This is a genomic window from Eudoraea sp., assembly GCF_039969275.1.
Lineage (GTDB): Bacteria > Bacteroidota > Bacteroidia > Flavobacteriales > Flavobacteriaceae > Eudoraea.
The window spans coordinates 352,809-375,077 of the sequence record NZ_JBDVOC010000014.1 but is presented as its reverse complement, the minus strand read 5'-3'; the positions used below and the strand labels follow the sequence as shown (position 1 = coordinate 375,077).

The 22,269-nt window shown below is 37.8% G+C and carries 23 protein-coding genes; 16 read left to right on the top strand and 7 right to left on the bottom strand.

The window, feature by feature from the left end; genetic code table 11:
* Window positions 1–51: 51 nt before the first annotated feature.
* Genes ABJH90_RS13835 through ABJH90_RS13825 form a run of 3 tightly spaced genes read left to right on the top strand, consistent with a single transcriptional unit; the run spans window position 52 to window position 2,831 of the window.
* Window positions 52–720: an ABC transporter ATP-binding protein gene (locus ABJH90_RS13835; RefSeq protein ID WP_348141101.1), complete on the top strand. Its 669-nt coding sequence runs from the start codon at window positions 52–54 to the stop codon at window positions 718–720.
* On the top strand, window positions 717–1,895 hold the full coding sequence (locus tag ABJH90_RS13830) for an FtsX-like permease family protein (RefSeq protein WP_348141103.1): 1,179 nt from the start codon (window positions 717–719) through the stop codon (window positions 1,893–1,895). The genes ABJH90_RS13835 and ABJH90_RS13830 overlap by 4 nt, the downstream gene beginning before the upstream one ends.
* Window positions 1,896–1,907: 12 nt before the next feature.
* Window positions 1,908–2,831, top strand: coding sequence for a metal ABC transporter substrate-binding protein (locus ABJH90_RS13825; RefSeq protein ID WP_348141105.1), 924 nt, complete (start codon window positions 1,908–1,910; stop codon window positions 2,829–2,831).
* 244 nt (window positions 2,832–3,075) lie between these two features.
* On the opposite strand, the gene ABJH90_RS13820 is transcribed toward ABJH90_RS13825, so the two are convergent.
* Both ABJH90_RS13820 and ABJH90_RS13815 read right to left on the bottom strand, forming a co-directional pair.
* Complete coding sequence (locus tag ABJH90_RS13820; RefSeq protein WP_348141107.1) at window positions 3,076–3,630, bottom strand: outer membrane beta-barrel protein; 555 nt, start codon at window positions 3,628–3,630, stop codon at window positions 3,076–3,078.
* 250 nt (window positions 3,631–3,880) lie between these two features.
* Window positions 3,881–4,213 carry a TerB family tellurite resistance protein gene (locus tag ABJH90_RS13815; protein WP_348141109.1) on the bottom strand — a complete coding sequence of 111 codons (333 nt, stop codon included), beginning with the start codon at window positions 4,211–4,213 and terminating at the stop codon, window positions 3,881–3,883.
* A 165-nt stretch (window positions 4,214–4,378) separates the two neighbouring features.
* Here ABJH90_RS13815 and ABJH90_RS13810 point away from each other — a divergent pair, with 165 nt between their 5' ends.
* Both ABJH90_RS13810 and ABJH90_RS13805 read left to right on the top strand, forming a co-directional pair.
* Window positions 4,379–5,755, top strand: a complete 1,377-nt coding sequence (locus tag ABJH90_RS13810; RefSeq protein WP_348141111.1) for a glucoamylase family protein — start codon at window positions 4,379–4,381, stop codon at window positions 5,753–5,755.
* 12 nt (window positions 5,756–5,767) lie between these two features.
* Window positions 5,768–6,619 (top strand): endonuclease/exonuclease/phosphatase family protein, encoded by an 852-nt coding sequence (locus ABJH90_RS13805; protein ID WP_348141113.1) that lies wholly within the window; start codon window positions 5,768–5,770, stop codon window positions 6,617–6,619.
* On the opposite strand, the gene ABJH90_RS13800 is transcribed toward ABJH90_RS13805, so the two are convergent.
* On the bottom strand, window positions 6,603–7,340 hold the full coding sequence (locus tag ABJH90_RS13800; RefSeq protein WP_348141114.1) for a sulfite exporter TauE/SafE family protein: 738 nt from the start codon (window positions 7,338–7,340) through the stop codon (window positions 6,603–6,605). The two genes, ABJH90_RS13805 and ABJH90_RS13800, sit on opposite strands and share 17 nt — an antisense overlap.
* A 92-nt stretch (window positions 7,341–7,432) precedes the next feature.
* Here ABJH90_RS13800 and ABJH90_RS13795 point away from each other — a divergent pair, with 92 nt between their 5' ends.
* On the top strand, window positions 7,433–9,244 hold the full coding sequence (locus tag ABJH90_RS13795; RefSeq protein WP_348141116.1) for a sodium:solute symporter family protein: 1,812 nt from the start codon (window positions 7,433–7,435) through the stop codon (window positions 9,242–9,244).
* Between the two features lie 4 nt (window positions 9,245–9,248).
* Window positions 9,249–10,337 (top strand): heparan-alpha-glucosaminide N-acetyltransferase domain-containing protein, encoded by a 1,089-nt coding sequence (locus ABJH90_RS13790; RefSeq protein ID WP_348141118.1) that lies wholly within the window; start codon window positions 9,249–9,251, stop codon window positions 10,335–10,337.
* Window positions 10,338–10,388: 51 nt separating this feature from the next.
* On the opposite strand, the gene ABJH90_RS13785 is transcribed toward ABJH90_RS13790, so the two are convergent.
* Window positions 10,389–10,979 (bottom strand): riboflavin synthase, encoded by a 591-nt coding sequence (locus ABJH90_RS13785; protein WP_348141120.1) that lies wholly within the window; start codon window positions 10,977–10,979, stop codon window positions 10,389–10,391.
* 58 nt (window positions 10,980–11,037) lie between these two features.
* Between ABJH90_RS13785 and pdxA the strand changes: the two genes are divergently transcribed.
* The 9 genes from pdxA to ABJH90_RS13740 all read left to right on the top strand — a co-directional run bounded on the left by pdxA (window position 11,038) and on the right by ABJH90_RS13740 (window position 18,619).
* Window positions 11,038–12,087 carry a 4-hydroxythreonine-4-phosphate dehydrogenase PdxA gene (gene pdxA / locus ABJH90_RS13780; protein WP_348141122.1) on the top strand — a complete coding sequence of 350 codons (1,050 nt, stop codon included), beginning with the start codon at window positions 11,038–11,040 and terminating at the stop codon, window positions 12,085–12,087.
* 115 nt (window positions 12,088–12,202) lie between these two features.
* A complete protein-coding gene (locus ABJH90_RS13775) occupies window positions 12,203–12,733 on the top strand; it encodes a DUF177 domain-containing protein (RefSeq protein WP_348141124.1) in 531 nt (176 codons plus the stop codon).
* 8 nt (window positions 12,734–12,741) lie between these two features.
* Window positions 12,742–12,939 (top strand): 50S ribosomal protein L32, encoded by a 198-nt coding sequence (gene rpmF, locus ABJH90_RS13770; protein ID WP_348141126.1) that lies wholly within the window; start codon window positions 12,742–12,744, stop codon window positions 12,937–12,939.
* 170 nt (window positions 12,940–13,109) lie between these two features.
* Complete coding sequence (locus ABJH90_RS13765; protein ID WP_348141128.1) at window positions 13,110–14,120, top strand: beta-ketoacyl-ACP synthase III; 1,011 nt, start codon at window positions 13,110–13,112, stop codon at window positions 14,118–14,120.
* A gap of 6 nt (window positions 14,121–14,126) precedes the next feature.
* Window positions 14,127–14,624, top strand: a complete 498-nt coding sequence (accB, locus tag ABJH90_RS13760; protein ID WP_348141130.1) for an acetyl-CoA carboxylase biotin carboxyl carrier protein — start codon at window positions 14,127–14,129, stop codon at window positions 14,622–14,624.
* Between the two features lie 79 nt (window positions 14,625–14,703).
* Window positions 14,704–16,056: an acetyl-CoA carboxylase biotin carboxylase subunit gene (gene accC / locus ABJH90_RS13755; RefSeq protein ID WP_348141131.1), complete on the top strand. Its 1,353-nt coding sequence runs from the start codon at window positions 14,704–14,706 to the stop codon at window positions 16,054–16,056.
* Window positions 16,057–16,096: 40 nt separating this feature from the next.
* Window positions 16,097–17,209, top strand: coding sequence for an FAD-dependent oxidoreductase (locus ABJH90_RS13750; protein WP_348141133.1), 1,113 nt, complete (start codon window positions 16,097–16,099; stop codon window positions 17,207–17,209).
* Window position 17,210: 1 nt separating this feature from the next.
* On the top strand, window positions 17,211–17,672 hold the full coding sequence (locus tag ABJH90_RS13745) for a 3-oxoacyl-ACP synthase (protein WP_348141135.1): 462 nt from the start codon (window positions 17,211–17,213) through the stop codon (window positions 17,670–17,672).
* Between the two features lie 107 nt (window positions 17,673–17,779).
* Entirely contained in the window at window positions 17,780–18,619 is an 840-nt protein-coding gene (locus ABJH90_RS13740) for a fumarylacetoacetate hydrolase family protein (protein ID WP_348141137.1), read from the top strand.
* Between the two features lie 5 nt (window positions 18,620–18,624).
* Here ABJH90_RS13740 and arfB read toward each other — a convergent pair whose 3' ends face one another.
* The 3 genes from arfB to ABJH90_RS13725 form a co-directional block, all read right to left on the bottom strand.
* Window positions 18,625–19,029, bottom strand: a complete 405-nt coding sequence (arfB, locus tag ABJH90_RS13735) for an alternative ribosome rescue aminoacyl-tRNA hydrolase ArfB (protein WP_348141139.1) — start codon at window positions 19,027–19,029, stop codon at window positions 18,625–18,627.
* Between the two features lie 14 nt (window positions 19,030–19,043).
* The gene (locus ABJH90_RS13730; RefSeq protein WP_348141141.1) at window positions 19,044–20,018 is read right to left on the bottom strand and encodes an ABC transporter ATP-binding protein; all 975 of its coding nucleotides are present in this window, start codon (window positions 20,016–20,018) and stop codon (window positions 19,044–19,046) included.
* Between the two features lie 74 nt (window positions 20,019–20,092).
* Window positions 20,093–22,249, bottom strand: coding sequence for a prolyl oligopeptidase family serine peptidase (locus ABJH90_RS13725; protein ID WP_348141143.1), 2,157 nt, complete (start codon window positions 22,247–22,249; stop codon window positions 20,093–20,095).
* Window positions 22,250–22,269 lie beyond the last annotated feature (20 nt).

Genomic DNA, 22,269 nt, shown 5'->3' with positions numbered 1-22,269 from the left:
AAAGATTGTTTAAATTTATTCATTGTTTTACTGAATTCATCAATCACTTAAATGATTCAATTAAAGAAAATTCAATTTAGATACCCCGAATCAGATTTTGAGCTGTTTATCAGCGATCTAACATTTCCTGAAAGCAGTAAAACAGCCGTGATTGGGCCAAGTGGATTTGGTAAAACAACCATGCTGAATTTGATTGCAGGAATCTTACTTCCCGATAAAGGAGAAGTAATTGTCAATAATGCCATCCTCAATTCACAATCGGATAAGGAAAGAAGAAACTATCGAATTCAAAACATTGGATTCATCTTCCAGGATTTCAGACTAGTCCCATATTTAAGTGTTTTAGACAATATTCTTTTACCTTTTCGAATTAACAGTATAATAAAACCGGATGCAGACGCTTCTTCACGTGCTAAACACATTTCGGAAGACTTAAACATTGGAAAACTCATTAAGAAATACCCTGCAAAACTGTCTCACGGAGAAAAGCAGCGTGTTGCTATCGCAAGGGCTTTGATTAATAAACCAAAAGTTTTGCTGGCTGATGAGCCTACAGGCAACCTGGACCCCGTCAATAAACTGAACATTAAAGACATACTTTTTGACGTTGTGGGGAAGTATAATACCACATTAATTACTGTTACACACGACCATGAAATGCTGGATGGTTTTGATAATGTGATTGATTTTAAAAACTTTAAAAAGGTGACTGAATCATGAAACAGAGTCTCTACCTGGCGTATTGTTACCTTGTTTACCACCGCTTTCGTTCGCTGGTCCTTGTCACGGCAATCGGACTTATCATTTTTCTGCCAATCGGCTTAGAAAAGTTAATATCAGATAGTGAGAAGGAAATGATGGCACGAGCCGAAGCATTCCCTTTAATTATTGGTGCAAAAGGAAGTTCAACCGATCTTGTGATTAATGCTATTTATTTCCAGCAGCAGGAAATGGAACAGTTGAACATGGAGGTGGGTAAGCAACTTGACAAAACCAATTTGGGCCATTCGATTCCGCTATTAACAATTTTCAAATCCCGTAATTTTCCAATTATTGGTACCAGTATTGACTATTTTGAATTCAGAAAACTTGAAATAGCAGAAGGAAAAAATCTTCAATTGGTAGGTGAATGCATCATTGGGTCTTCTGTTTCAGAGCAATTAAATCTTTCTCCTGGTGACAGCTTAGTATCATCACCTGAGAATTACTTCGATATGGCAGGAGTTTACCCATTAAAGATGAAAATTGTTGGTGTATTGAAAGCATCAGGATCAGCCGATGATAAAGCAGTTTTTACTGACCTCAAAACAAATTGGATCATCATGGGCCTCGGCCACGGCCACCAGGATGTCGTTGACTTAAAAGATCCTACCCTTGTTATGCAAAGTGACAGTAGTAATGTGAGAACCACAGCAAAACTTTTTATGTACAATGAGATCGATGGCGAGAATATGGATAGTTTTCATTTTCATGGGGATACAGATAGTTATCCTGTCTCCGCTTTTATTTTTGTATCAAACAATGAGAAATCTTCAACAATCCTCAGGGGACGATTTGTGTCTGGAGAATTGCCTGACCAGGTGGTCGTCCCTGTAAAAGTTGTTGAGCATTTGCTCCAAAGTATATTCAGGATCAAGTATATTTTTAATACGGTCTTTGTTCTTGTTGGAGTGGCTACTTTGTTAATTCTTGTTTTAATCGTTACACTCTCACTTCGACTCCGGAAAGATGAAATTCATACGATGTTTACGATGGGGAGCAGCAGACACAAGACATTTGAAATACTTGGGCTGGAATTGCTAATCCTGGTATTTTTGAGTACGGTTGTTGCAGGAATTCTGTATTTAATAACAGGCTATTTTGTTGATGACTTTATTCGTTATTTTATTTTATAAATTAATTGGACTATGAAAAAATCACTGAACGTTTTACTTATATTATCCCTTATTTTATCTGCTTGTGAGAATGCCAATAAAAAACAGAAAGCTACAAACCCGGATCAGAAATTAAAGGTTTTTACGGTTAATTATCCTTTGTACTATTTTGCCGAAAGAATAGGGGATGAGTTTATTGATTTAATTTATCCAATCCCCAACGATGTGGACCCTGCATACTGGGTGCCTACCCAATCATTGGAGGATATACAGTCATGTGATATAATTCTCGCCAATGGTGCCGATTATGCAAAGTGGATGGGGAAGGTAAGCCTGCCATCAGCTAAAGTTGTTAATACCTCAGAGGCCTTTACTGAAAGTTTCATAAAAATTGAAGAAGGGTCCACTCACAGCCATGGAGCTTCAGGAGAGCATGTGCATTACGGATATGCATTTACAACATGGCTGGATTTTAAGATTGCACTTGGCCAGGCAGAAGCAATTAAGGATGCATTCATTGAAAAATTACCTAAACATAAAGCTGCCATAAGTGAAAATTTTGATGAATTGAAATCTGAATTAACAGAACTCGACAAATCAATGGTTTCAATAGGTAACGAATTACAAGGACAGACCTTGTTTGCTTCCCATCCGGTATACCAATACCTTGCCCAGGCTTATGGTTTGGATATTATCAGTGAACATTGGGAACCGGGTGAAATGCCTGATGATAAACAGTGGGATGACTTTAAACATAATCTTGATCACAATGTATCCAATTTTATGCTCTGGGAAGGTGAACCCGGCCAGGACATAAAAAATAGCTTAAAAAGTCTTGATATTACAACTATTGTATTTGTGCCTTGTTCCAATAAACCGAAGGCTTCAAATTTTATGGAAATTATGCGCGAAAATGTCAAAAATATGATGGCAGTCATTTCCGCTGACATGAAATAAGAGAGGATGTAAGACCCATCAATAACTGAATACCCATTTCCAGCCCTATCTAAGGAAGTTACATGGCATATCTAAGCCTTATTACGGAATAAACGCCTATTAAGTTTTTATCTGTATTAAAAGAAGGATTAATGGTAAATTGAATATCCGGCATTATATTTAAATTTTGAGTGAGTTGAAGGGCATAAAAAATATCAACTAATAACATCTATATAAACAACCTTTTCTGATCATATTCTTTAGGCTACCAGAAATCGTAACCTACGCCTAAATTGAAAGTATTCATAAAACCATTACTGTAATAGCTGTTAGACAAATATGCCCATTCATAATCCAGATTAATGTAGAATTCATCACTAATAAAAAACATAGCGCCCACTGAAGCGCCTCCATAAAAACCGACATCATTATCCTTAAATTCAGCAAGATTACTTATTCGTTTATATGATGAAAAATGCATACCAAGTGCCCCCTTAACAAAAGGTTTAAAGTTGCCACTTCCAAAAGTAAATTTAGGTGCATAATACATGGGCACGTTATTCAATTTATATTCTAATTGTTGACCGTTTGATGAATTTGCCGTGGTACCTATATATCCAATAGAGAAGCCATGTGAAAGTACACCATCGTTAGGGTTGTATTCAAAGAGCCCATTGATACGAAACCCGTTTGCATTAGTATCTGATTCTTCAAGGTTAGCCAGTGCATAACCTCCGGTAAGTGTAATATAGGTTGTCTGAGACCATATCGTCGTAACCACAAACAATCCTAATGTTAAACTAATTAAAGTCCGTTTCATAATTTTAATTTTTTTAAAAGATTTTACTTCTATATTTAAATTACTATATGGCTTGATTTTTAGATTGTAATTGAAATTAATCCACAACCTGAAATAGTTCTATAAAAATAGGAAGACTAAGAGAGATATATATTACCTGAAAGTTGTATAAAAGTTGTATATTCTGGCAGGAATTGCTGTATAAAAAGGGGAAAGAGGGATTCTTAAATTTTATGATTCGTTTTGTTAAAAGTGTTAAGCAGGCCGCCTGTTAAAGTGCAGATTCAATATCAATACCGGCTTCCAGTAAAAGATTAAAAATAAGGCGGTATTCATCATCATTAAACTCTCCATCGGCGTTGGCCATCTCACTCAACATAATTCCTAACGCGTGTTTTTTATTGTCTGGCATGGCCTTGAGGACTTGTATACATTCTTTAGCCGTAATTTTTCTGGCTTCTTCTATGAGAACACGGTCAAATTTTAGAATATCCATTAATTGGGTAAGGAAGTCAATTTCACGTTTATCAACTTTTCCGTCTACCAGAATAACCTCATCAATGGCTTTTACTATGGCTAATTTTTCGGCTAAATTAAATTTCATTATTTCTTTTTCTAGAATTGATATGAAGATTTTACGTTAATAGATTATGTACTACAAGGTAATTAAAAAAAGTTATTTTCACGTCCTTTTTTAACGGCATTCGATCAAAGGAAACAATAAAAAAAGTTTTGTACCTTATCTAATGTAAACCCAAAATAGTATTGCATGTTAAATAAGCTTACGATCCCTTGGACTGCTATCATGCTATGCATATTCCTCATGTTAAGCTGTAATAATCAAAAATCTATCGAGGATAAGGAAAATGGATTAAATGAAGAGATCCAGGTATCTCTTACGAATTCCGAGTTGTTGGATATGGTTCAGCAACAGACCATTAATTATTTCTGGGAAGGCGCAGAACCAGTCTCAGGTCTTGCCAGAGAGCGTTTTCATACAGACAATAGCTACCCCTACCATTCAAAAGATATTATAACATCCGGTGGCTCCGGATTTGGATTGATGGCTATCCTTGTTGGCATTGAACGAGGTTTTATCAACAGGGAAGAAGCTATTGAACGGTATATAAAAATCGTCGATTTTCTGGAAAGAGCAGACCGCTTTCATGGAGCCTGGCCGCATTGGTTGAATCCGGATGGTACTGTCTATCCTTTTAGTCCCACTGATAATGGAGGTGATCTGGTTGAAACCGCTTTTTTGGTGCAAGGTTTGCTTACGGTTAAGGAGTATCTGGATGAGTCTGAACCACTGGAAAAGGACCTGGCTGTGAGGATAATTAAGCTTTGGGAAGACGTTGAATGGGATTGGTATACCAGGGGAGGAGAGGAAGTGCTTTATTGGCATTGGAGCCCTCAATTTGGCTGGGAAATGAATTTCCCAATAGGGGGCTATAATGAATGTCTTATTCTATATGTTCTGGCCGCTGCTTCGCCAACTCATGGAATTGATAAAAAGGTATATGATAATGGATGGGCCAGGTCAGGGGATATTCTTGATGACATTACCTATTATGGACTGGAGACAGAATTGGATCATTATGAGTATAGCAATGAACCGGTTGGGCCTTTGTTCTGGGCGCATTATTCTTATTTAGGATTGGATCCCAATGGGCTACAAGATACTTATGCAGACTATTGGAAATTAAATACCAATCATGCACTTATACATTATAACTATTGTCTGGACAACCCAAAGGGATTTGAGGGTTATGGAGCAAATCAATGGGGGCTAACTTCAAGTTATTCAATAGACGGCTATTCTGGACACAGCCCAACAAATGATCTGGGGGTTATTTCACCCACCGCTGCTTTATCTTCTATGCCTTATACTCCGGAACAAAGTATCGATTTTTTAAGACAACTGTATTCGGAACAGGATTCACTTATGGGAATATATGGACCATATGACGCCTATAGTAATGAGTACAACTGGTATTTGCCCAGGTATCTGGCAATAGATCAGGGCCCTATTCCGGTAATGATAGAGAACCACAGATCGGGCCTGTTGTGGAATTTATTTATGAATAATGAAGCAGTGCAAAATGGCTTGAGGAAATTAAACTTTAGCAGCCCTCACTTGCAATAATATACTTGAATTATGATACGAAGAACCCTTTTATTTCTGATGCTGTTTTTGTTTATAGGACTAAATTCAAACGCGCAAAGTATTACCGTAATGTCCTATAATATCCGTTTGGATGTGGCTTCTGATAGCCTTAATCGCTGGGATAATAGAAAGGATTTTTTAATTGGTCAACTCAACTTTTATGAACCCGAGGTTTTTGGAATTCAGGAAGGCTTACTCCATCAGTTGGAGGAAATTAAGAATGGGATGCCCGGTTATAATTATATTGGTAAGGGAAGAGAAGACGGACTTAAAAATGGTGAGTTTTCGGCAATTTTTTATAATCCCGATAAGTTGGTGTTACTGGAAGAAAATACCTTCTGGCTTTCCGAAACACCCGAAATACCCTCCAAAGGATGGGATGCAGCCATAAAACGGGTCTGCACCTACGGGTTATTTAAATCCAAAGGAGGAAGCCAAAACTTCTGGGTATTCAATACGCATTTTGACCATATTGGAGAGGAAGCCAGAAAGGAAAGTGTATTCTTAATCATAGAAAGAATAGAAGAATTAAATAAGCAGGGTTACCCGGTAATACTAACAGGCGACCTTAACCTGGAGCCGGATCACCCGAGTATTTTATTGCTCTCCAGTGCCATGCAGGATGCCCATATGCTTGCCGGGGATAAGGCTTTTGGACCTGAAGGAACATTTAATGGCTTTAATTTTTCAGAACCCATAATACGAAGAATAGATTATATTTTCCTGTCCAAAACAGGATTTCAGCTTCTTAAATATGCAATTTTGAGTGATTCGAAAGACTTGAGATATCCTTCAGATCATTTCCCTGTTCTCGCTAAATTATCTATTACCGGAACAGAATGAGAATGGCCCCTATGGCGGTTAAAATCAGGATTAATTTCCTGTAAAAATTTTCGCGAATAATTTTAACCAGGCGTACGCCAATAAATAGCCCTAACAGAATTCCGGGGATTAGTTTTAAATCTATCACCAATGTTTCCCAACTAATAGTTTTCCAGACAAAAATGTGAAAAGGTAGTTTTATGGCATTTATAATTAGAAACAGCCATGCCGCGGTACCTATAAATACGTTTTTAGGAAGTCGCATGGCCAAAAAATAGATATTTGAAAAAGCCCCGGCTAAATTTCCTATCATAGTGGTAATACCCGCCATCACTCCCATAAATCCACCGAATGCCCAATGTGAGGGGACAGATTTTGATTTGCGCAGATCCCACCAATACATAAGCATTACGCTCACCAGAATAATACCCGACATTCCAATTTTAAATGTCTTTTCGGGAAGGTCTTTACCAATCAGGACCCCTATCAATAGTCCTAATACCATCCAGGGTAGAAAGCGCAAAATATATTTCCATTGTGCGTGTCTGTTGTAATAAATTACCGCAAAAATATCACCGACCAAAAGCAATGGTACAATGAGACCTGTAGATTCTCTGGCTCCGAATGCGAGTGCCATAAGGGTAACGATAATAATGGCGATACCTTTTAGGCCAGCTTTAGAAATCCCCAGAATTACCGAAGCAGAAAATGCCAATATCCAGGAAGTAGTGGTTATTTCCAATAGAGGAGGTTAAAGAGATTTATAGGTTTATAAAACAAAAAACAAATGTATCCTAAAAAATAATATCTTTATGCCTTGACCAAAACCAAACTATGGAACTAAGCACTTTAGACTACTCGTTTATAATTGTATTTTTCTCGATTGTTCTGCTTATCGGAATTCTTGTTTCAAAAAAATCAGGGAAGAATACCTCAGAATTTTTCTTATCCGGAAGGACTATGCCATGGTGGTTATTGGGACTTTCCATGGTGGCAACCACATTTTCTACAGATACTCCAAACCTGGTGACTGATATTGTAAGGACGAACGGCGTTTCAGGAAATTGGGTCTGGTGGGCCTTTCTTATTACCGGCCTGTTAACAGTATTTGTCTATGCCAAACTATGGAGAAAATCTAATGTAAATACCGATCTCGAATTTTATGAATTACGTTATGGTGGTGCTCCGGCAAGGTTTTTAAGAAAATTTCGCGCTGTTTACCTCGGGGTTATTTTTAATGTAATCACGATGTCTGCAGTTACCCTGGCAGCAATTAAAATAGGGGGAATAATGCTTGGGTTGGAACCCTGGCAGACGGTAATAAGCGCCGGATTAATTACAGTAACTTTTAGTGCACTAGGTGGATTTAAAGGTGTTGTTTATACAGATTTCTTATTGTTTTTTGTAGCAATGGGAGGTGCAATTGGTGCGGCACATTATTTAGTAAATTTACCCGAAGTAGGAGGAATACAGGCACTAATGGCCAATGAAAATGTGGTAGACAAACTCTCTATTCTGCCAGATTTCAGCAATAAGCAGGCTTTGATCACACTTTTTATTATACCTCTTGCAGTACAATGGTGGAGTTCATGGTACCCCGGAGCGGAACCTGGTGGTGGAGGTTATATTGCGCAAAGAATGCTGGCGGCAAAGGATGAAAATCATGCTATTGGTGCTACCTTTTTCTTTAATATTATGCATTATGCTTTAAGGCCTTGGCCTTGGATTCTTGTCGCTTTGGCTTCATTGGTGGTTTATCCCGATATTGCTAGTATTCATGAGGCTTTTCCAAACGTGGCGGATGATAAATTAGGACATGACTTGGCGTATTCCGCCATGCTAACTAAATTACCCAGCGGGCTTCTTGGTCTGGTTTTAGCGTCTTTAATTGCTGCCTACATGAGTACAATTTCTACTCAACTAAACTGGGGATCATCTTATATAGTCTATGATTTTTACAAACAGCAGATCAACCCCAATGCTTCAGAAAAAAGATTGGTTGCGGTAGGGCGATTGTCTACAGTAGGCCTTATGGTGCTTAGTGCTCTTCTAGCTTTATTGCTACAAAATGCACTTCAATTATTTGAAGTACTTTTAGTTTTTGGTGCCGGTACCGGTTTAATTTTTATTTTAAGATGGTTTTGGTGGCGCATTAATGCCTGGAGTGAGATCACTGCTATGTTCGCCTCGGGAATAATATCTATTGTTCTTAAGCTTACAGCCCTGGGGCCATTTTTATTTGCGGCAGATACCGGTGTTTTCCCGGACTGGTCAGAGTATATTTTTGTTGTTTTGGTAACTACAATAATTTGGATGACCGCTACTTTTATGACTCAGCCCGAATCAAAAACAGTGTTAAGAGACTTCTATAAAAAAATTCAGCCAGGAGGGCCCGGCTGGGGTAAGATTATTAAAGATGCAAATGCAGATGGGGTTGTAATTTCCGATCCTAATGAGAAGTGGAGTGTTCCACAGGGAATTTCAGCAATGCTATTAGGTTGTGTGCTTATTTATACCTGTATGTTTGCTACCGGATATTGGATTTACGGGGATACTAAACCAGCAATCATATTAACTGTAATAGCAATTATTTCGGGGGTTTTATTAGCAAAAGTCTGGAATCGAATGAAAGAAAATATATTGTAGTTCTATGAAGGAAAGAATAATATCTGTTGATATTTTTCGGGGCCTTACCATAGTACTAATGATTTTGGTAAACACACCAGGCACCTGGTCCAATATTTATGCACCTTTTTTGCATGCCGACTGGCATGGATATACGCCTACTGATCTTGTTTTTCCATTTTTCCTTTTTATAGTAGGAACCTCAATAGCTTTTTCTTATAACAACAAAAAGGCTACAAAGGCTACCTACAGGAAAATTACGGTAAGGACTTTAAAATTGATAGGATTAGGCCTTTTTCTGGGAACATTTACAATACATTTTCCCTTTTTTAAGGATTTTGAAAGTATCCGGTTTCCGGGCGTATTGCAGCGCATTGGGGTTGTATTCTTTTTTACGGCAATTTTATTCATAAATTTTAACTGGAGAATACTTCTTGGAATTTGCATTACAATATTAATTGGGTATTGGATATGGATGGGTTTTATTCCTGTTAATGGTATGGAGCCAACTTTTGACAGGGCAGCCAATAACTGGGCTAACTATATTGACCTTAATGTATTAGGATCCCATATGTATAAGGAAGACTATGATCCCGAAGGATTATTAAGTACTCTGCCTTCCATAGCAACTTCTTTGATGGGCACATTTACGGGTTTGATACTCTTGTCTAAAAGAACTAATAAGGAAATTTTACTATTTGTATTAGGGGTGGCTCTTGTTCTGGTTGGGCATATTTGGGATCTTGTATTCCCAATTAACAAGGCTCTTTGGACTAGCAGCTTTGTATTGGTCACTGCGGGATGGGCTAATATTTTGCTGGCTTTAATTTATTATATCACGGATGTAAAAGGAATTAAATTTGGGAGTGTCTTCCGTTACGCCGGCTCAAATGCGATTACAGTATATTTTTTATCAAGCTTTGTGACCAAAATATTCTATTCCGTAAAAATAGATGAACAAACCACACTTCATCAGTGGTTGTTTAAGAAGATATACCTTCACGATTTTATGTCGGCTGAGTTATCTTCGCTCCTGTATGGACTAACAGTTGTTTCGTTTTATTTGCTGTTAGCTTATGTAATGCACAGGCGCAAAATATTTATTAAGGTATAAAGTTCTTGGCATACTCTCAATACTGTCTAATTTAGGATGAAGACATGGTATTCATGACTGCAACTCCAGATACCTGGCTACGTACTTGCCAATAACATCGAACTCCAGATTCACTAGAGAGCCAATTTCGTATTCTTTAAACCGCGTATTTTCATGAGTGTAGGGAATTATTGCTACACTAAAGGCATTCTTTTCAGAATTAACGACCGTTAAGCTAACCCCGTCTACGGTAATGGATCCCTTTTCTATGGTAATATTATTGAGCTTCGGATCGTATTCAAAAGTAAACATCCAACTACCATCATTTCTGGTTATTTTTCTACAAACAGCCGTTTGGTCTACATGGCCCTGAACCAGGTGTCCGTCTAGTCTCGAGCCCATAACCATGGCTCGTTCCAGGTTAACCACCTGCCCCTCTTTTAGTTCTGAGAGGTTGGTCTTTTGCAGGGTTTCATCAATAGCTGTAACTGTATAATAAGGGTCTTCTTTTTCAACAACCGTCAGGCATACCCCATTGTGTGATATACTTTGGTCTATTTTTAATTTGTCTGTAATTAACGAACTAACCGTTATGTGTAGATTACTTCCTTCTTTTCGCAATCTGTATATTTTGCCTAAAGTTTCAATTATTCCAGTAAACATGTATCGTTTAAAATAAGTAGTTTTGCTCTGTAAAAGTAGAAATAAAGAGTTTGATAACATGGAGGAAAAGGTAAAAATAAGGATTGGGATATCTATTGGCGATTTGAATGGTATAGGATGTGAAGTTGTCCTAAAAACATTTGAGGATCCCAGAATGATGGATTTTTGCACCCCAATTATTTTTGCTTCAAACAAAACCATATCTAAACAAAAGAACGATCTCGGAATCAATATTAACTACAATGGAATTAAAGAAGTTTCAAGGGCAATAACGGGTAAAGTTAATGTAATTAATGTTTGGAACGAGATTCCAAATATACACTATGGAAAAGCTACTGAAGAAAGTGGCACCTATGCTTTAAAGTCGCTTCGGGCAGCGGTAAATGCATTAAAAAAGAATGAAATAGATTTACTTGTCACGGCGCCAATTAATAAAAACAATATACAAACCAGGGATTTTAACTTCCCGGGTCACACAGATTATCTGGCGAGTGAACTTGAAGGAGAAAGTTTAATGTTTATGGTTACTGAGAGCTTAAGGATAGGATTACTAACAGATCATCTGGCTGTAAAAGATGTACCCGCGGCCATTACACCTGAACTTATACGTAATAAAATCCGGATCATGGAAAAAGCTTTAAAAATGGATTTTGGCATACGAAAACCAAAAATTGCCCTTTTGGGGATTAATCCCCATAGTGGAGACAACGGGGTCATTGGCAAAGAGGATGATGAGGTATTAAAACCTGCTATTCGCCAATTATCGGATGAGGGACACTTGGTATACGGCCCTTATGCAGCAGACAGTTTTTTTGGATCTGAAGGATATAAGAGCTTTGATGCAATTCTGGCAGCTTATCACGATCAGGGTTTAATCCCCTTTAAAACGCTTTCTTTTGGGAAGGGTGTCAATTTTACTGCGGGTCTTTCAAAAGTACGCACATCTCCTGATCATGGCACGGCCTACGAAATAGCGGGTAAAGGTGAAGCTGATCCCGGTTCGTTTAAGGAAGCAGTTTTTATGGCAATAAATATTTTCAGGAAAAGGAAAGAGTTTCAAAAACTCATGAAAAATCCATTGCAAAAACAGAAAATCAAACGAGCATGAACTTAATATAACTCCATTAGTTTATTACATAATACCTGGGAAATATATTTCCTTTTTAATTGGGGTTTTAGAAAAAAAAAGTATCTTTGCACGCCTTAAACTAGTGTATAAAGTGATGAAGAATAAGGAATACAGTATTCCTTTTGCAGGATTAAAACAAGGGAAACACAAGTTTGAATATCAAATAGACAATACGTTCTTTGAATCTTTTGATTACCATGAATTTAATGATGCGAAGATTAAGCTTCACATTGTATTAGACAGGATGTCAACAGTTCTTGAGCTTGAAATGAGGACAAAGGGTACTGTAAATCTCTATTGCGATCTTACTAATGAACCTTTTGATCAAAAAATAAAAGCTTCTTTGAAGCTTTTAGTAAAGTTTGGGGACGTCTACAATGACGAAGATGATGAGATACTCATTATTCCACATGGAGAACATCAGGTTAATATTTCGCAATACGTTTACGAAATGATAGTATTATCAGTACCTTCCAAACGTATACACCCGGGGGTATTAGACGGGACATTAAATTCGGAAGCACTTAAAAAGCTTGAAGAATTGCAACCAAAAGAGAATAAGAAAGACAAAAATAAAATAGATCCCAGATGGGAGGCATTAAAAAAATTACTAACGGATAAATAGATTACAAAATGGCACATCCTAAAAGGAAAATATCCAGAACAAGAAGAGATAAGAGAAGAACTCACTATAAGGCAATAGCGCCAACTCTTGCAAAGGATCCGACAACAGGAGAAATGCATCTTTATCACAGAGCCCATTGGCACGAAGGTAAATTGTATTACCGCGGGCAAGTTCTAATTGATAAGACAGAAGAAGAAACAATATAGTATATCTTGCTATAATTTTAAACTCCCACTTATATTTGATGGGAGTTTTTTTATGGGGTAGACAAAAATCTTTATAAATCAGCTTTTTTGGCAAAAAGTCCTAAAAAATGACTATTTTTCACGGATTTTCGACCATTTTTTAAGGTTTCTTGATAAAAACCACACTTACTATGGGTAGAATAACAGCAGCAATAACAGCTGTAGGGGCTTTCGTTCCGGAATTCAGGTTAACCAATAAAATGTTGGAAACCATGGTGGATACCACAGACGAATGGATAACCACAAGGACAGGGATTAAAGAAAGAAGAATACTAAAAGATAAGGATAAAGGGACTTCTTTCCTGGCTATTAAAGCAGCTGAAAATTTAATTAGTAAGTCTAATTTAGACCCTGCTGAAATTGATCTGGTAATTGTTGGAACTGCAACACCAGATTTACCAGTTGCCTCAACATCAGCCTATGTTGCTTCACAAATTGGAGCTGTAAATGCTTTTTCCTTTGACATGCAGGCCGCCTGTTCAAACTTTTTATTTGGGATGGCTACAGCGGCACGCTATATAGAATCTGGCAAGTATAAGAAGGTTCTGCTGATAGGAGCAGATAAAATGTCTTCTATTCTTGATTATACTGAAAGAACTACCTGTATTATTTTTGGTGATGGGGCAGGAGCGGTTCTCTTTGAACCCAATTTTGAGGGATTAGGTTTGCAGGACGAATTTTTGAGATCTGATGGTACGGGAAGAGAGTTTTTAAAGATTGAAGCTGGGGGATCTTTAATGCCTGCTTCTGAAGAAACTTTAAAAAATAAGAAACATTACGTTTTTCAGGACGGGAAATCGGTTTTTAAATTTGCCGTATCCAATATGGCCGATGTGGCTGCCAAAATAATGGAGCTTAATAATCTCACGCATGATGATGTGGATTGGTTAATACCACACCAGGCGAACAAAAGAATTATAGACGCTACGGCAAAGAGAATGGAATTGGAATCTTCCAAGGTGATGATGAATATTGATAAATATGGGAATACAACTTCGGCAACATTACCACTACTGCTTTCTGATTACGAAAAGAAACTTAAAAAAGGAGATAATCTGGTATTTGCTGCTTTTGGCGGTGGCTTCACCTGGGGATCCATATATTTAAAATGGGCATATAATGGCAATAACGAATCAAAATAGAATTCCATGGATATAAAAGAAATTCAAAGTCTAATTAAATTTGTAGCAAAATCTGGAGCTAGCGAAGTAAAGCTTGAAACTGATGAAATCAAGATTACTATTAGGACTGGAGCATTTAACTCTCCACCTGAAACTACGACCTATGTACAGCAAATTCCGGTAAGTACTGCTCCGGTGGGTCCATCTTTGACTCCTGCATCAACTGATGGCGCAATCGCTTCCGAAACTAATGCCGACACATCCAGCCCGGAGGAAGATTCCAGATATATTACCATTAAATCTCCTATTATAGGTACTTTTTACAGAAAACCATCTCCGGACAAACCGCCATTTATTGAGGTAGGTGATAATATAGGACAGGGAGATGTATTATGTGTAATTGAAGCAATGAAACTATTCAATGATATTGAATCTGAAGTTTCAGGTAAAATCATAAAAGTATTAGTTGAGGATTCTTCTCCGGTAGAATTTGACCAGCCATTGTTCCTGGTAGATCCCTCATAATTTTATTTATAAGAACCCGTAATCAAAAACACTTTTAAGTATTTGAATTCGGCTTCTTGAGAATTCTATAGTAAAAGCTATGTTTAAAAAAATACTAATTGCAAATCGAGGTGAAATAGCCTTGCGTATTATTCGGACCTGCAAGGAAATGGGCATTAAAACTGTGGCTGTTTACTCCAAAGCAGATGAAGAGAGCTTGCATGTTCGGTTTGCGGATGAGGCGGTTTGTATTGGGCCGGCACCCAGTAGTGAGTCCTATCTGAAAATACCCAATATAATTGCGGCAGCAGAAATTACAAATGCAGATGCAATTCATCCCGGCTATGGATTTTTATCTGAGAATTCCAAATTTTCTAAAATTTGTGCAGAGCATGATATTAAATTTATTGGTGCTTCGGGAGAACATATAGATAGAATGGGTGACAAGGCTTCTGCCAAGGAAACCATGAAAAAGGCAGGTGTACCTACAATTCCTGGCTCGGCAGGTTTACTGAAAGATATTGGACATGCCAAAAAAGAAGCAAAGAAAATGGGATATCCCGTAATGCTAAAAGCTACTGCCGGTGGTGGTGGAAAAGGTATGCGGGCCGTTTGGGACGAAGAGAATATTGAAGCGGCTTTTGAAAGTGCTGTGCAGGAAGCAACGGCCGCCTTTGGAAATGGCGGGATGTACATGGAAAAACTTATTGAAGAACCCAGGCATATTGAAATTCAAATTATCGGGGACCAATATGGGAATGCATGTCACCTTTCAGAACGAGATTGCTCAATCCAGCGTAGACATCAGAAACTCACTGAAGAAACCCCATCTCCTTTTATGACAGATGACCTTAGGGAAGCTATGGGAAATGCTGCAGTAAAGGCGGCGGAGTATATAAAATATGAAGGTGCCGGGACAGTGGAATTCTTGGTGGATAAGCACCGGGAATTTTATTTTATGGAAATGAATACACGTATTCAGGTAGAACATCCCATTACAGAACAAGTAGTGGATTATGACTTGATTAGGGAACAGATTCTTGTAGCTGGCGGAGTACCTATTTCAGGTAAAAATTATGTCCCAAAACTTCATGCTATTGAATGCAGGATTAATGCGGAAGACCCATATAATGATTTCAGGCCTTCACCTGGGAGAATAACTACATTACACACCCCTGGAGGTCATGGTATTCGATTGGATACACATGTATACAGTGGATATATAATTCCTCCGAATTATGATTCCATGATAGCCAAACTAATTACATCGGCCCAGACCAGGGAAGAGGCAATTAATAAAATGAAACGAGCACTGGACGAATTTGTAATTGAAGGAATAGCCACAACTATTCCCTTTCACAGGCAGTTAATGGACCATCCTGATTATCTGGCGGGGAATTATACCACTAAATTCATGGAAGATTTTAAAATGGATCCTAAACCAGAAGAATAGAATATGAACTCCGGCCATCGTCGGAGTTTTTTATAGCACGATGAATCTTAGTTATTGGGAATATAAAACTTGGTTATCCAACATTGATTTTACTATTGTTGGGAGCGGTATTGTGGGCCTTAATTGTGCTTATTATTTGAGCAAAAAATATCCAAAAGCGAAAATTCTTATTCTTGAAAAAGGGACTTTGCCCCAGGGTGCAAGCACAAAAAATGCAGGTTTTGCATGTTTTGGTAGTATCTCAGAAATTGTTAGTGACCTTAAAACCCATTCTCAGGAAGAAGTGCTGGAACTGGTGAGAAGCAGATGGGAAGGGATTCAATTATTGCGCAATACTCTAGGGGATTCCAAAATAGATTTTCAACGGCATGGAGGGCATGAACTTTTTTTAAATGAACAAACTAAATTATTTAGTGATTGCTCTGAAGCTCTAAGTAATATTAATAAGTTGCTTAAGCCTGTTTATGGCGAAGATGCTTATTATTTCCATTCCAACACTTTTAACTTTAACAAGATTCAAAATCAATATATCAGCAGTAGGTTTGAAGCACAAATCAATACCGGAGCCATGATGAATTCTTTGCTTTCATTGATCCGTAATGCTGGAGTGAATATATTAAATTCAATTAAGGTTACCTCTTTTGATGACACTCATGGAAGCGTAAAGGTTTGTACTAACCAGTTTGAATTTGAGACAAGAAAACTTATAATCGCCACAAATGGATTTGCAGCTCAGCTTCTGGATGAAGAAGTTAAACCCGCAAGGGCACAGGTTTTGATTACAAAACCAATTAAAAACCTTGAGATTAAAGGGACTTTTCACCTCGATGAGGGATTTTATTATTTTAGAAATATTGATAATCGTATTCTTTTGGGCGGTGGGAGGAATCTGGATTTTAAAACGGAAGAAACATCCGAATTTGGGCAAACAGAACTAATTCAGAATCGCCTGGACAGCATGTTGCAAGAAATCATTTTACCTCACACAGATTTTGAAATTGAACGCAGATGGAGCGGAATTATGGGAATAGGTAATACTAAGAGACCAATTGTAAAGCAACTTTCAGATAACTTAATATGCGGAGTAAGGCTGGGAGGAATGGGAATTGCAATAGGTAGCCTGGTGGGAAAAAAATTAGCTGATTTAGCCTGATATGGAAATTTCAGTAGCCATCAAGGATGAATTGCGCAGATTTTGTGAAACATTCGCAGAGGACAGGATTGGACGCATCCAAAGTAATATAAGCAGCATTAACGATTCTCTAAAATCTGAGACAAAGAGTAGCGCAGGCGATAAACATGAAACGGGGAGGGCTATGATTCAACTTGAAAGGGAGAAGTTGGGGCACCAGTTATATGAAGCAGAAAAGATGAGACAGGCTTTAGCTGGGATTACTATTCTGGCAAGCCAGGCAAATATTCGTCAGGGCAGTCTGGCAATTACTACAGAGGGGGTATATTATATTTCAATTTCAGCGGGGGCCTTCAAAAAGGGTCCCACCAAAATATTTTGTGTCTCGGCACTTAGCCCAATAGGCAAAAAATTGTTGGGGAAATCCGAAGGTGATTCTTTTGATTTTAATCAAAAAACGATTTGCATTAAGAAGGTTCTTTAAACTTTTTTAATAAAGGAATTCCCTAAAACCACTCAGAATTACATATTTTTCAATAAATTGTTCTTTGCCATAGGCAACCTTTAAATAATTACATAATTCATATTGTCATGAAAGTTTATAGGGTATATAAAGGGATTCTGATTGAATACAAAGGAATCTTTTATCTTCTGGAAGGGGAAGATTGGGATTCATTTATTAATGACAATAACCTTTTTATTAAGATTGAGCATCTGATTTCCGGTAAGGAGCCTTTACAAGACCCGGAAGCTTATCTAAAAAAAGGACTCCTTGCCCCAGCGGATAGCCAGGAGATTTGGGCTAGTGGAGTTACCTATTTTAACAGCAAACTGGGACGTGAAGAAGAATCAAAGGAAAAGGGAGGGAGTAATTTTTATGCAAGGGTATATGTCGCAGAACGTCCGGAATTATTCTTTAAGTCTATGGGGTACAGAGCGGTAGGTTCCGGAGGAAAAGTTCGAATAAGAAAAGATTCTACCTGGGATGTTCCGGAACCTGAGTTAACACTTGTAATTAGTTCAACCGGTAAAATTATTGGGTACACCATTGGAAATGATATGAGTTCCAGAAGCATTGAAGGAGAAAATCCTCTGTACTTGCCCCAGGCAAAGACTTATGATGGGTCTGCGGCTATTGGTCCCTGTATTTTAGTTGTTGAGGGACCTCTTCCTAAAACAACAATAATAAGGCTTGAAATACGGAGGGATAATAAACAGGTATTTACCGGTGAGATAGGGATAGATCAAATTAAACGCAAGTTTGAAGATTTGGTAGGTTATCTCTATGCGGAAAATTCTTTTCCATATGGTAGCCTCTTAATGACTGGAACTGGGATAGTACCGTCTACTGATTTTACTTTGCAAAAAGGGGATGAAATAAAAATTGAAATTGATGGAATTGGCACTTTAATAAATACTGTTGATCAATAATATCTTCATTCATCTTCGGGTTTTCTCCGGCTCGTTTTCTTCTTTGCTACTACTCTTTTACTTTTTAATCGTTTTTCTACCGAAGCTTTAGAAGGAGAAGTTTTTTTACGTCTTTTTGGAATTTTTAATGCTTCCTCAATTAGTTTTAGTAAACGGTCTTCTGCAATTTCCCTATTCTTATGTTGGCTCCGGGATTCGTCACATTGAACCAGGAGTTTGTTTTCCGTTGTAATTCGTTTATTGAGTTTTTTATATAAGCGTTCTTTTTCAGATTCATTAAACGCTTTGGAACTCGCCAGGTTTAAAGTAAGTTCCACTTTTGTGGATACTTTGTTAACATGCTGGCCGCCTGCACCACCACTTCGGACTGCTCTGAACTTTAATTCCTGTAAAACCAAGTCTTTGTTCATAGTGCAAAGGTCGATTAGAGTTTTAAACGTTGGTTAATTGTTTCAAGAGAAATATTGAGAAAAACTCTTGTTTCAATCTCCATATCCCGTTCTGAATGAAAGTAGATTATTTGCTCTTCTGCAAACCCTTCAACCAGATAGTGACTTCCCATCGGATATGTTTTTTTTACAAACACAGGAAGACCGGAATTTCGGGATACTTTAAATTCATGGGCGTAGACAATAATTTTTCGTTTGGTATCTGCGTATGATTTGATAATATTGATTGGAACCAGATTAGCTTCACCAAAAAGCGAAGCAATGTAAAGATTTCGGGGAGTCTTATATAATTCAAGAATTGTTTCCTTAGCTAATATCCGTGTATCCTTTAGTACGAGTACGTTATCTGCAAATGGCAGTATATCATTATTGTCATGAGTGGCGGTTAAGCAAGTTATCTTCTCTTCCTTCAGATAGTTAAATAAATTTCTTCTTAGGCTGTTTTTTCTAAAATTATCTATATGACTGAATGGTTCATCCAGTAGCAATACCTCAGGTTTCTGGGCCAAAGCCCTGGCCAGGGCAACGCGCTGTTGCTGTCCAATACTAAGATGCTTTACTTTGGTTTTTGCAAACCTTTTCATTTCGATAATATCTAGCAACTCTTCAGTACGTTCTTTTAGTTCTTTGGGATAAAATACGGAAAGGTATTCAGAAATATTTTCAGCCACGGTAGTAACTGCCATAAGGTCGAACCCCTGCGACATATACTTCATGAAGGACTTTCCGGGAACAAGATTATAAAGAGGCCCCTTAACTTGTTTTTTCCCCCAATATATTTCTCCTTGAGCCGGCTGAAGAGATCCGTAAACTAGTTGTAAAAGGGTGCTTTTGCCACAACCGCTTTCACCCATTATACCCAGATGTTCTCCTCTATCAACAGAGAAGCTAATATCAGTAAGTACCAATTCCTTGTCATAGGCAAAAGATAGACCGGTTATTTTTAACATGATTATTATCTTAAACGACTTCTAAAAAAAAATCCGTTTCTACAGAAACGGATTTTGCTCTGAATTATTGATAGTTACTCTTTAAATTCCTTTATCACTGCCTTATTGGGCAACTCCTTATAGTTCATATTATAAAGGGTAAATGCAAAAATATCGGAATATTGCTCAATTATTTTACTAACAGGTGTTCCGGCTCCATGGCCGGCCTTAGTTTCAATGCGAATAAGAGTAGGGTTAGGACCTGACTGCTTCCCCTGAAGTTCGGCAGCAAATTTAAAGCTATGGGCCGGTACAACGCGGTCATCATGGTCTCCTGTTGTAATCAAGGTGGCAGGGTATTCAACCCCTTCTTTTACATTGTGAATAGGGGAATAGGCTTTCAGGTACTGAAACATTTCTTCACTATCTTCCGAAGTGCCATAATCATAATGCCATCCGGCTCCTGCGGTGAAAGTATGATAACGCAGCATGTCCAGAACACCTACAGCTGGCAGAGCTACTTTCATGAGTTCGGGTCTTTGGGTCATAGTAGCCCCTACTAAAAGGCCACCATTGGAACCTCCTCTTATTGCCAGGTTTTCCGATGAGGTATATTTATTCTCTATAAGATATTCTGCAGCAGCTATAAAATCGTCAAACACATTTTGCTTTTTGGTTTTTATACCGGAATTATGCCATTTTTTCCCATATTCTCCGCCACCTCTCAAATTAGGTACAGCATAAACGCCTCCCTGTTCCATCCAAACGGCATTGACAATACTGAAAGAAGGGGTAAGACTTATATTGAACCCCCCATAGCCATAAAGAATAGTAGGGTTTTTGGAATGGAGTTTTAGTCCCTTTTTATATGTGATAATCATAGGGATTTCTGTTCCATCTTTGGAGGCATAGAATACCTGTTTAGACTCATAATCATCCGAATTAAAATCAATTTTCGGTTTCCAGTAGGGGACATAATTACCTGTTTCCACGTCGTATTTATAAGAGGAACCAGGAGTGTAATAATTAGTAAATGAAAAGTAGAATTCTTTTTCTTCTTTTTTACCACCAAAACCACTTGCACTGCCTATACCGGGAAGCTCTATTTCGCGTACTAGCTTACCATCATAATCATACTGAAAAACTTTAGAAATAGCATCTATCATATATTCGGCAAAGAAGTACCCCCCCCCGGTATTTGGACTAAGAACATTCTCTGTTTCAGGAATAAAATCTTTCCAATTTTCCTGACCTGGGTCTGAAGCATCTACAGATATGATCTTCTTATTTGGAGCATCTAAATTTGTAACCATATAAAGCTTTGAGCCTACGTTTTCGAGAACATTAGTATCAGAATCTTCATGATCTAATATAGTTACCAGCTTACTGTTTGGCTTCCTCAAATCTTTTAAATAAAGCTTATTACCCGAGGTAGAATTTGCAGCTGAAATAAGTAAATAATTATTATCCTCAGTCACACTTCCGCCAATATACCTGTGTTTTTCTTCAGAAACACCTCCATAAATTAATGCATCTGTACTTTGTGGACTGCCCAACTTATGGTAATACAGTTTATGTTGATCTGTCTTGGCAGAGAGTTCACTACCTTCAGGTTTATCATAACTTGAATAATATAAACCTTCATTCTCATACCAGGAAAGGCCACTAAATTTTACATCAATAAGGGTGTCTTCAACAATAGTCTTCCCTTCGGTTTCTATTACAATTACCTTCCTCCAGTCACTGCCTCCCTCAGAAATGGAGTAAGCGGCCATAGAACCATCTTTGGTAAAACTCAACCCCATTAATGAAGTAGTTCCATCTTCCGAAAAACCATTTGGATCTAAAAATACTTCGGCTTCCTGATTCCCCTTTTGACGATATAATACATATTGGTTTTGTAAACCATCATTCTTATAAAAGTATGTGTAATCACCCTCCTTGAACGGGGAACTAAGTTTCTCATAGTTCCAGAGTTGTTCCAATCTGTTCTTCAGATCTTTCCTGAACGGTATTTGATCCAAATAGCCAAAAGTGACAGCGTTTTCTTCTTTAACCCATGCTTCCGTTTCTTCACTCCGGTCATCTTCTAGCCAGCGATAAGGATCGTTAACTGCCGTTCCAAAATAGTTGTCAACGGTATCTGCTTTTTTAGTCGTTGGATAATTCACGGCAATAGTATCTTTTTGTTCTGAATTCTTGCAAGAAAAGGTAATCAAAATAAGAAGTAATAGTATCCAAATATTTCTCATAATAGATAATTATTTAGAGA